At 72.9% G+C, this 10,284-nt stretch carries 12 protein-coding genes; 5 read left to right on the forward strand and 7 right to left on the reverse strand.

Going from position 1 to position 10,284, the window contains the following annotated elements:
- From BFL37_RS05695 to BFL37_RS05705, 3 genes are all read right to left on the reverse strand, one after another.
- A partial coding sequence (locus tag BFL37_RS05695; RefSeq protein ID WP_143331587.1) for a fatty acid desaturase family protein occupies positions 1–709 on the reverse strand: 709 nt, incomplete at its 3' end.
- 201 nt (positions 710–910) lie between these two features.
- Positions 911–1,708: an alpha/beta fold hydrolase gene (locus tag BFL37_RS05700; RefSeq protein ID WP_241533881.1), complete on the reverse strand. Its 798-nt coding sequence runs from the start codon at positions 1,706–1,708 to the stop codon at positions 911–913.
- Between the two features lie 101 nt (positions 1,709–1,809).
- The gene (locus BFL37_RS05705; protein ID WP_086514191.1) at positions 1,810–2,151 is read right to left on the reverse strand and encodes a hypothetical protein; all 342 of its coding nucleotides are present in this window, start codon (positions 2,149–2,151) and stop codon (positions 1,810–1,812) included.
- Between the two features lie 276 nt (positions 2,152–2,427).
- On the opposite strand from BFL37_RS05705, the gene BFL37_RS05710 reads away from it, so the two are divergent.
- The gene (locus tag BFL37_RS05710; protein ID WP_086514192.1) at positions 2,428–2,730 is read left to right on the forward strand and encodes an ATP-dependent DNA ligase; all 303 of its coding nucleotides are present in this window, start codon (positions 2,428–2,430) and stop codon (positions 2,728–2,730) included.
- Positions 2,731–2,774: 44 nt separating this feature from the next.
- Here BFL37_RS05710 and BFL37_RS05715 read toward each other — a convergent pair whose 3' ends face one another.
- The gene (locus tag BFL37_RS05715; protein WP_086514193.1) at positions 2,775–4,184 is read right to left on the reverse strand and encodes an MFS transporter; all 1,410 of its coding nucleotides are present in this window, start codon (positions 4,182–4,184) and stop codon (positions 2,775–2,777) included.
- Positions 4,185–4,255: 71 nt separating this feature from the next.
- On the opposite strand from BFL37_RS05715, the gene BFL37_RS05720 reads away from it, so the two are divergent.
- Positions 4,256–5,023, forward strand: coding sequence for a phosphotransferase (locus BFL37_RS05720; RefSeq protein WP_086514194.1), 768 nt, complete (start codon positions 4,256–4,258; stop codon positions 5,021–5,023).
- Between the two features lie 4 nt (positions 5,024–5,027).
- On the opposite strand, the gene BFL37_RS05725 is transcribed toward BFL37_RS05720, so the two are convergent.
- Both BFL37_RS05725 and BFL37_RS05730 read right to left on the reverse strand, forming a co-directional pair.
- Positions 5,028–5,483 carry an NUDIX hydrolase gene (locus BFL37_RS05725; protein WP_241533880.1) on the reverse strand — a complete coding sequence of 152 codons (456 nt, stop codon included), beginning with the start codon at positions 5,481–5,483 and terminating at the stop codon, positions 5,028–5,030.
- Entirely contained in the window at positions 5,480–5,974 is a 495-nt protein-coding gene (locus tag BFL37_RS05730) for a MarR family transcriptional regulator (protein WP_086514195.1), read from the reverse strand. Before BFL37_RS05730 ends, BFL37_RS05725 begins: the two co-directional genes overlap by 4 nt.
- A 229-nt stretch (positions 5,975–6,203) precedes the next feature.
- Between BFL37_RS05730 and BFL37_RS05735 the strand changes: the two genes are divergently transcribed.
- The 3 genes from BFL37_RS05735 (at position 6,204) to BFL37_RS05745 (ending at position 8,782) form a co-directional block, all read left to right on the forward strand.
- Positions 6,204–6,872, forward strand: a complete 669-nt coding sequence (locus BFL37_RS05735; RefSeq protein WP_086514196.1) for a hypothetical protein — start codon at positions 6,204–6,206, stop codon at positions 6,870–6,872.
- A 90-nt stretch (positions 6,873–6,962) separates the two neighbouring features.
- Positions 6,963–7,940, forward strand: coding sequence for a S26 family signal peptidase (locus BFL37_RS05740; RefSeq protein WP_086514197.1), 978 nt, complete (start codon positions 6,963–6,965; stop codon positions 7,938–7,940).
- Complete coding sequence (locus BFL37_RS05745; protein WP_086514198.1) at positions 7,937–8,782, forward strand: LamG domain-containing protein; 846 nt, start codon at positions 7,937–7,939, stop codon at positions 8,780–8,782. The genes BFL37_RS05740 and BFL37_RS05745 overlap by 4 nt, the downstream gene beginning before the upstream one ends.
- 64 nt (positions 8,783–8,846) lie before the next feature.
- Here BFL37_RS05745 and BFL37_RS05750 read toward each other — a convergent pair whose 3' ends face one another.
- Positions 8,847–9,830 carry a nuclear transport factor 2 family protein gene (locus BFL37_RS05750; protein ID WP_086514199.1) on the reverse strand — a complete coding sequence of 328 codons (984 nt, stop codon included), beginning with the start codon at positions 9,828–9,830 and terminating at the stop codon, positions 8,847–8,849.
- Positions 9,831–10,284: the final 454 nt, after the last annotated feature.

Below are 10,284 nucleotides of genomic sequence, written 5' to 3' on the forward strand. Positions count from 1 at the left end.
CGAACGCGAAGGCCATGCCGAGCGGGAGGAAGAAGAACACGACGGCGAGGTAGGCGATGATGCGGGTCGAGAGCATCGAGATCTCGAGCCAGCGCTTGTCGACCTTGCCGCGACCGAAGACCGTGCGCATCGACGTCACGTGCAGGTTCAGCCCCTCGAGCGTCAGCAGGGGGAAGAAGAGCCAGCCCTGGCGGCGGATGATCGCGCCGGCGAACCCGCGGGCATCCGTCGCGTCCTCCGGCCGGAACACCAGCACGCCGGGCGCGATGTCGGGGTCCTTCGCGACGACGTTCGGGTTGGCGTGGTGACGCGAGTGCTTCGTCATCCACCACGAGTAGCTGATCCCGACGAAGAGGTTCGCGAGCGTGCGGCCGGCGATGTCGTTGGCCTTGCCGGAGGTGAACACCTGGCGGTGCGAGGCCTCGTGGGCGAGGAAGGCGAACTGGGTGAAGACGATGCCGAGCCCGGCGGCGATGAGCAGCTGGAACCAGCTGTCGCCGAGGAGCACGAAGCCGACGCCGAGACCGGCGAGGGCGAGCGTGATGCCCGCGAAGACGAGCACGTAGAAGCTCACCCGGCGGTCCAGGAGGCCGGCGTCGCGCACGGCGTTCAGCAGGCCCGAGTACTCGGTGGTGGGGTTCGATCCGCCCCCGCGCTTCGCCCGGGTGAGGACGACTCGGGGTGCGGGTGCTGCGGTCTCGGTGCTCATGACGTCCTCGCTCGTCTCGTAGTGCTGTCGGACGGGGGAGCGGTGACGAGGGTCGTCCCGCGGGATGGCGTCCTCGTGAGGAGCACGAGGATCGCGGAGCCGAGGTCCGGGGCACCTGACCCAGGTCTACACCGCTTCGTCGGCGCGGCGTGAGCGGAGGCCAGGCGACCCACAGGAAGGGATGGCGGGCAGCAGGCCCGGTCAGCCACGGTCCTCCGCCGCGAAGGCCGCGATGATCGTCGCGACCTCGCGCGGATGCGAGTGCGGCACGTTGTGGACGGCGCCGGGCACGTCCGTCGCCCGCCCGGCTCTGCCGAGCGCGCCCAGCCGGGCGGTCCAGGCGGCCGGGGCGACGGGATCCCGCGCGCCGCGCAGCACCAGCAGCGGCGACCGGACCGCGCCGATGCGGTCCATCGCGTCGTAGCGCAGCATCGAGGTCACGCCCGCGGCGAAGGAGAGCAACCCGCCGCGCAGGTAGTCCCGGCCGACCATCGCCCCGGTCAGGGGCGGCTCGAGCACCATGTCGATCATCAGCCGCCGTGCCTGCCCGGACGCCGTCGACGCGTCGGGGTCGACGACGGGGCCGATCAGCACCAGGCACCTCGTCAGGACCGGTCGGAGCCGGGCGACCTCGATGCCCACCTCCGCGCCCAGGGAGTGCCCGACGACGACGAGACGGCCACGCCCGATGGATGCGCCGTCCAGGTGAGGGAGCAGCGCCTCCGCCATCTCCTCGATGCTCACCCGACGGCGGGCGCCCGGCGCGTGCCCGAACCCGGGCAGGTCCGGCGCGATGACCGTGCCGTGCGCGACGAGTTCGCGGGCGAGCCGGCTGAACGACCGGTGCGAGAGCCCGACCCCGTGGATCAGGAGGAACACGGGCCGGTCGTCGTCGTGGGCATCGGCGTGGGCGGACGCGCGGAACCAGGCGATGCGGGGGAGCGCCGCGACGGCGTCGCCGCGATCGGATGTCGGGCGCCGCTCCGGGCCGGGACGCATCACGCCGGGTCCGCGTCCTGCGGCACCGGCACGCGCGGCCCCTGCGGTGCGATGGTCGCGCGGAACGCGGCCGGGCAGAGGGCGGCGGCGGGGCGGGCGGATCAGAGGTCGTCCGGGATGGGGAGGACCGCGTCGCGCTGCTCGTCGATGTCGATCGGTTCGGCCGCGTCGTGTGCGAGCAGGCGCGTCCTCCGGGTGATGTCCGCGACGAGCACGGCGTCGCGGATCTCCTCGATGGCCTCGTCGGCGCGCTCGAGCACGATCTGGCTGGCCGGCCCGATCAGGAGCTCCAGCCGCCCGTCCGCGTCGTCGTCGCGGCGGAAGGGGATGGCGACGACATCCGACGACTCGGCGTGCGCGAGCGCCTTGGCGTACTCGAGGACGGCATGCGCGATGTCATCCCCGGTCACGTAGGTGGACTCGCCGTAGTGGATGATCTGCATGGCCCGAGTCAACTCGTGTCCGGTCGGACGGGTCCGATGCGCCGAGCCGGGTTGACAGGTGCCCTCCCGCCCGATCCCGGATCCGCCGCTGCGCGCGTCCCTGCGCGGAGGCGGCGCGGCCCGCGTCATCGGCGGTGCGGGGTGGGCAGGGGGGCGGCGTAGCCTGGGGCCAGGCTCCCGTGCGAACGGGGACCACGCGTGCATCGTCAGCCACGCGCATGCGCTGCGATCCGCAGGTCCCGTGTGACGAGAACGTCACGCACGAGGGAGCGCCCCATGGGCCGATTGATCTACGACACCCAGGTGAAGACCGAGATCGACGACCGCGCGCTCGCGCATCTGCAGGTCGTGATGCTCAACAAGCTCCGGAGGCGCGAGAGCTTCGCGTTCTCCTGGAAGAACCCCGCCGCAGAGGGCGACGGGCGCAGCACGATCTGGGTCGCGCCCGAGCTGTCGCTGTGGTTCAAGTACTCCGGCAGCCGTCCGCCCAGCCTGAACAGCGCGTGGGTCCAGGCGCTCATGGCGGAGGCGAACACGCCCGCCGGGCTGCACCTGGTCGTGGAGCCTCCCGCGTCGTAGCGGCGAGCGGCGCCGGTCCGACGTGCGTGCTCCCGCCGCCGCGCTCAGGACGCCCGGGCGGCTCCCGCGCGCGCATCCGCGCCGCGCACCCGCAGCATGAGCAGCAGTCCAGCCAGCAGCACGATCACGATGCCGATGATCCCGAAGCGCGTGTCGCCCGTGATCGCCACCGCGATGCCGAACAGACCCGGCGCGAGGAACGAGACCGCGCGGCCGGTGGTCGTGTACAGGCCGAACATCTCGCCCTCGCGGCCGGCGGGTGAGATCCGCGCGAGGAACGTGCGGCTCGACGACTGCACGGGACCGACGAACAGGCAGAGGAACAGGCCCGTCGCCCAGAAGCCGGCCTTCGCGTCGCCGACGGCGAGCACCGCGGATCCGCCGACGATGAGGCACGCGAGCGACACGAGGATGACGGGCTTCGCGCCGAACCGGTCGTCGAACCAGCCGGCCGCGAACGTGCCGATGCCCGCCACGACGTTCGCCGCGACGCCGAAGAGCAGAACCTCGGTGGTGGTGAACCCGAAGACCTGGGCGGCGATGATCGCCCCGAACGTGAACACGGCCGCGAGCCCGTCGCGGAACACCGCGCTCGCGATGAGGAACACGATCACGCGCGGCGACTCGCGGTAGAGCTCGGCGATCCGGCGGAACAGCGTGCGGTACGAGGCGACGACGCCCTGCCGCTTCCGCCCCGGCGTCGCGGGGATCTCGGGCACGCCCACCAGCACGGGGATCGAGAACACGGCGCACCAGATGGCGGCCACCAGGATCGCGATGCGCACGTCGAGCGCGCCGCCCTCAGCGCCCGACGGCAGCGCCAGCAGTCCGGACGCCCCGGGCACGCCGAAGTCGAAGAGGAACAGCCCGAGCAGGAGCGCGAGCAGCACGATCCCGCCGACGTAGCCCATGCCCCAGCCGAGCCCGGACACGCGGCCGACCGTGCGCGGCGTGCTCACCTGCACGAGCATCGCGTTGTAGTTCACGCTCGCGAACTCGAAGAACACGTTGCCGGTCGCGAGCAGCACGGCGCCCAGCCACAGGTAGGAGGGCACGGGCTCGACGAACACCATGCCGAGCATCGCGAGCACGACGACGCCCGTGTTGATGCCGAGCCAGAGGCGGCGGCGCCCGGATCCGTCGGAGCGCTGCCCGAGCACGGGCGCGAGCACCGCGATGAGCAGGCCCGCGATGGTGAGCGCCAGGGAGATCACGCCGGAGGTGTCGGCCTTCGCGGCCACGAGCGCCGGGTTCCGCGCGTCGTCACCGGCGGCCGCGACGATCGCGGGATCCACGAACAGGCTGCTGGCGAGGTACGTGCTGAAGACGAAGGTGGTGACGACCGCGTTGAAGGCGGCGGATCCCCAGTCCCACAGCGCCCACGCGGCGACCCGTCGGCGGGGAGGGGCGGCGGGATCGGGCTCGGCGACGCCGGCGGGCGCGGTGGTGCTCATGGTCGCAACCTAGTCGGTGGACGTGTCGCGGCAGGGTCGCGGGGCGGACCGCCCGCCCCTACGCTGGCCCGATGGACGGACCCCTCGACGGCGGGAACATGAACCGCGTCGAGCGGTCGGGCGACACCGTCACCCGCGACGCCGGCCCGTGGACCCCCACCGTGCACCGCTGGCTGCGGCACCTCGCTCTGGCCGGGGTCGAGGGGATCCCGCAGCCGCTCGGCATCGAGGGCGGCCGCGAGCGGCTCACCTTCATGCACGGCGACGTGCCCGTCTACCCGCTGCCGCGCTGGATCTGGGCCGACGACGTCCTCGTGCAGGCCGGCCGCCGCCTCCGCGAGCTGCACGACGCGAGCGTCGGCTTCGCGCTCGACGGCGCGGTCTGGCAGTCGAACACCAAGGTGCCGAGCGAGGTGATCTGCCACAACGACTTCGCGCCGCACAACCTCGTCTTCGCCGACGGCCGCCTCACGGGCGTCATCGACATGGACATGGCCTCGCCCGGCCCGCGCATCTGGGACATCGCGTACCTCGCCACGCGCGCGGTGCCGCTGTCCGGCTCCCCGCAGGACGGCGCGCCCGGCATGGACGACGCCCGCCGCCGCGTCGAGCTGCTCCTCGGCGCGTACGGATCCGACGCCACCTGGGCCGACGTCCTCCGCGTCGCGATGCTCCGCCTCCACGACCTCGCGGCGATGTCGCTCGCGAAGGCCGACGAGCTCGGCAAGCCGCACCTCCGCGACGACGCCGCGTGCTACCGGGACGACGCCGCGTTCCTCCGCGGCATCCTCGACGCCGAGCGCGCGCACCCGGGCCGCGCGGACGCGCACCCGGCCTGACGCCTCAGCCCCGCGCGATCCGGCCGGCGACCTCCCGCAGCACGTCCGCGTCCTCGTAGGCCAGCTCCATCCCGACCGCGTCGGCCACCGGGAACCACGCGACGCGCTGCCCCTCCGTGAGCCGGATCTCCTCCGCCGGCACGTCGAGCCGTGCGGTGAACGTGTGCTCGACGCCGTACGAGCGCGTCCGCGTCATGAGGTGCGCGACCTCCGCCGGCGCGATCCGCACGCCCAGCTCCTCCTCGACCTCCCGCACGATGCAGGCGAGCGGCGTCTCGCCCGGCTCGAGCATGCCGCCGGGGACCGCCCACATGCCGGGGTAGGGGATGGCGGGGATGTCGTCCCGCAGCTGCAGCAGGATCCGCCCGGCCGCGTCGACGAGCACCACCTGGCAGCCCTCGGGCAGGGGGCGGCCGTCGGGCAGGGGGCGGCCGTCGGGCAGGGGACTGGCCTCGCTCACGCCGAACCCGCCGCTTCCGGACCGTCGATGGTGTGCGCGGTCATCGCGACGGCGGCGCGGGCGATGTCCTCCGCCGTCACCTCCGTGCCGAGCGCGGGGGAGGCCCGGAGCGCCACGGCGGCCGCCTCGCGGTAGTCGGCGGTCATGCGGGCGAGGGTCTTCCGTCCGGCGTCCGTGAGCTCGAGGAAGACGCTGCGGCGGTCCTTGGGGTTGGGCACGCGGTCGAGGTGCCCGGCGCCGACCAGCCGGTCGATCACGGCGGTCACCGCGCCCGTGCCCATGGAGATCTCGGAGGCGAGCAGCTTGGGGGTCATGCGGCCGAGGTCGCCGACGACGCTGATCACGGTCAGGTCCGTCACGTTCACCCCGAGGTCCTGCGCGATGCGGGTGCGCAGGTGGCGCTGCGCGGTCTCGATCATGTGCAGCGCGTTCGCGAGGGCCTCCACGGCCGCGGCGTCGTCGCGGCGGGGGGCGGTTCTCTCCGGGCTCATCTCGGGTGTCCCTGTGTCGGCGGATCCGGCGGGATCCGTGGGCGGTCCAGCGACTGTAACGCGCCCCTGCGTCCCCGATCCGCTCGGCGGACGACGTGCCCCCCGCAGTGGGGGGATTGCGCGGAACGCGAGTAGCTGTATCTTCGAGTTACTTGCAAAGCGAGTCACAGAGCTTCTTCCCCAGGGGCTCACCCAGCCCCTCCCTCCCCTAGACACCCGGAGTCAGACCATGTCGCACCACCTCGCCGCCGCCGCCAAGTCCAAGCGCGTCCGGTTCGCCCCCCTCGCCATCGCCACCGGCGTCGCCGCCGCCGTCCTCCTCTCCGTGTCGATGTCCGGCACGCTGTCGGGCTTCGTCGCCTCCATCACCAACGACACCAACACCGCGGCCTCCGGCTCGCTCGTCATGCAGGAGTCGCAGGCCGGCGCCAACGGCACGCCGACCGTCACCTGTCTCAGCACGAGCGCGGCGACCGGCGTCGACTCCAACGCCGCCACCTGCTCCACCATCAACAAGTTCGGCGGCTCGACCACGATGATCCCCGGCCAGACGGTCACGAGCGTCGTCAACATCAAGAACGTCGGCTCCTCCAGGGCCTCGACCTTCACGCTGACCCCCGGCGCCGCCTGCACGCAGACCAAGAACGGCACCGTCAACGGCTCCGCCACCGACTTCTGCTCCAAGCTCAACGTCGTCATCACCGCTGCCGGCAGCGGCACCCCCGTCTTCACGGGCACCGCCGCGACCCTCGCCGGATCCTCCGCCAAGACGCTGACCGCGCTCGCCGCGAACGCCAGCACCGACTTCACCTTCGCGGTCACGCTCGACCCCTCCGCCGGCAACACGTACCAGGGCCTCGGCGCCTCGCTGCCCCTCACCTGGACCTTCGCCAGCTAGCACCCGCTCGACCCGGCGGGGCCGCCACGGCGGCCCCGCCCATCCGCATGATCCATCCCCCCGTAAGCCCCCTGACCCGGGAGGTGCCCCATGACCGACATCCAGGACCGCGCGACCGCCTCCGCCATCGCCGCCCTCGAGCTCGACCTCCTCGAGCTGGACCTCGTCTCGGAGGAGGCGGACCTCGACCCCGCCTCCTCCGGCCTCCCCGCACGCGGCGCGACCCGACGCGCCGCGCGCACCTCCCGCTCCTTCCGCCGCCGCACCGTCGTCATGTGGGCCGCGACCGTCCTCCTCACGGCCCTCGTCGCGGTGACGCTCCTCTTCCAGACGTCCGGCGGCCGCTGGTTCGTCGTGCAGACCCCGTCGATGGGCACCACGGCCCCCGTCGGCACGCTGCTGCTCACCACCCCCGTGCTCCTCGAGGACGTCCAGCCGGGCGACGTCGTCAGCTTCCACCCCTCCACCACCCCGGACGAGACCTACACGCACCGCGTGATCGCGGTCGACGCAGACGGCCTCACCACGCAGGGCGACATCAACGGCGCGGTGGATCCGTGGAAGACCGACCAGGCGCACCTCGTCGGCGAGGCCACCACGATCCTCCCCGGCTTCGGCTGGCTCGCGAAGGGGCTCCCGCTGCTGCTCGCCGGCCTCGTGATCGTCACGATCCTGACCCGCCTCATCGACTCGCCGACGCACCGCGCCTCGATGCGCATGCTCGGCGGAGCGCTCGTCGCCGCCTTCACCGTCTTCCTGCTCAAGCCGTTCGTCGGCCTCGTCGTCCTCGACGCGGTCACCCGCGGCAGCGACGTCGAGGCGACCATCGTGTCGACCGGCGCCCTCCCCATCCGCATCGCGGCCGAGGGCGGCACGCACACCACGCTCGCCGCGGGCGAGGTCGGCACCATCACCGCCCCCGCGGGCGAGGCGGGTCGCTTCTACGACGTGTCCTCCACGCTCGACCTGCCGCTCTGGGGCTGGATCCTCTTCTTCGGCCTGTGCGCCGTCCCCCTCCTCTACACGCTCGTCGTCGGCCTGCCCTCGGACGAGGAGCGCCGCGCGTGAGCGTCTCCTCCCGCCTCGCCGGGATCGCCGCCTCCGTCTCCGCCGTCGCGCTCGGCGCCGTGCTCCTCCTCGCGCCCGGCACCAGCGGGGCCTACAGCGCGGCCATCACGAACACGGACAACACGGCCGCCTCGTCCGCCGCGTTCTTCACCTGCTCGAGCGCGTTCGCGGCCGACAGGGCCAACGCGGTCTTCGCCTACCCCCTCAACGAGGCGAGCGGATCCACCCGGGCCGTCGACGCCGCGTCCGGCGCCTACCCCGGCACCTACCGCGGGTCCATGACCAGCGCGAACGTCAGCCCGCAGGCCTGCCCCCGCGACGCCGGCGGCGCCTACGTGCTGAACGGATCCACGAGCCAGCTCACCAACTCGCTCATGCAGCAGGGACCCTCGACCTTCAGCACCGAGCTCTGGTTCAAGACCACGGTGAGGGGCGGCAAGCTCATCGGCTTCGGCAACTCGGCCACCGGATCCTCGTCGGCCTACGACCGCCACACCTACGTCTCCACGACCGGCCAGCTCGTCTTCGGCACCTACAACAACGGCTACCAGACGCTCACGAGCCCGGCGAACGTCGCCGACGGCGCCTGGCACCACGTCGTCTCCACCATGTCGCCGAGCACGGGCATGACGCTCTACCTCGACGGCGTGCGCGTCGCCGGCAACGCGGCGTTCACCGCGCCGGAGAGTAACACCGGGTACTGGCGGATCGGCTACGACAACACGTCGGGCTGGCCGAACCCGGGCAGCAACTACTTCACCGGCAGCATGCGCTTCGCCGCGCTCTACAAGACGGCGCTCACGGCGACGCAGGTCAAGAACCACTACGACGCCGGCCGCTGACGCGGCCGGGACGCGAGAGGAGGGGCGGCCGTGGCCGCCCCTCCTCCTCCGTGCGCGGCCCGGATCAGCTCGCGGGCACCACGTCCCAGTGCTCGCGGATGAGGCCGCCGTCGACCCGGAAGATGTCGGCCGCGAGGAACGGGTCGTCCGCCTTCGCGCCCACGGGCTGCGAGAAGGTCCAGACGAGGTCGTCGTCGGCGATCGAGATCACGGACTGCTGCGCCGGGAACTGCGCGCCGCCGGAGAAGAAGGCCTTGAGCGCCGCCGTGCCGTTCGCGGCGACCGTGTTGTGCTGCAGGTACGCCGGGTCGAAGGAGCGGTCGAGCACGCTCGCGTCGTGATCCCGGAAGAGGGTGTCGTAGGCGCCCACGGCCAGCTGCCGGTTGGCCTCCTCCTGCTGCTCGGTCGGCTCGGGTGCGTCGCCCTTGCCCTGGTAGAGGTCGCTGAACATGGTGTTCGTGTTGCCGCTCGCGGGCGTGCCCTGCGGAACCGGCTGGTCGAACGTCCAGCGCTGGGTGACCTTGCCGTCCGCGAGGCGGAAGAGGTCGACCGCGGCTTCGCCGGTGCGCTCGTCGTCGGGATTCGAGGTGACCTGGTAGTGCACGGCCACCAGGTCGCCGTCGGCGGCGATGTGCTTGACCACCGCCTGCGCGCCGGGCACCCGCTGGTGCGCCTGGGCGAACTCGTCGAGGAGCCCGCCGGGTCCGGCCTCGGCGCCCGCCCCGTTCGCGGTGGAGTCGGGGGCGACGGCGGCGAGCACGGCGGCCTGCGCGGCGTCGGAGGCGAGATCCGGGAACGCGGCGGTGAACAGCCCGGAGATGATGTCCGCGTTGCGGTCCTCCGCGTCGGAGTCGGTGCGGTCGGCCGTCGTGCCGCCGTCGCCCGATGCGGCGGGGGCGGTGGTGGCGACGGCGGTGGTGGCGTCGGGGGCGGCGTCGGACGAGGCCGAGGCCGCACCGGGAGCCGAGCATCCGGCGAGCACGACCACGCCGGCGAGGGCGGCGGTGCCGCGGGCGAGCAGGGAGACGGGGATTCGTTGAACGCTCATGCACGTACCATGCGACCCGCGGCTGGGAGCCTCCGATGTGGATGGATGCCGCGCTCACCGGCTCTTCCTGGTACGGCGCACCGGAGGTGCCCGGACCGGTCGCGCACGCGAGAGGATGCCCGCCCGCCCGATCGCCCCTCCGTTCCGAAGGCCATGCACCGGGTCCGAGTCACCCGGCAGGGGCCCCCTCGCTGCGCATGCGAGGGGGCTTCGCCGCGTCCGGCGTCCGGCGTCCGCGTCCGGCGTCTCGGGTCGCGCCGGGCGCACGACGAACGGCCCGGCGTCGAGGGCCGGGCCGTTCGCGGTGGTGCATCCCCGGCATGTACCGGGTGGGTGCTACTTGGTGTTGACGGTGATCTTGGCGATGCCGACGACGAGCTCGTCGGTGACCGCGTCGGTGCCGAAGGTGCTGTTGAGCAGGGCGGCGGCGTCGGGGCTGACCTTGACGGTGGTG

This window comes from Clavibacter michiganensis (genome assembly GCF_002151125.1).
Classification (GTDB): domain Bacteria; phylum Actinomycetota; class Actinomycetes; order Actinomycetales; family Microbacteriaceae; genus Clavibacter; species Clavibacter michiganensis_C.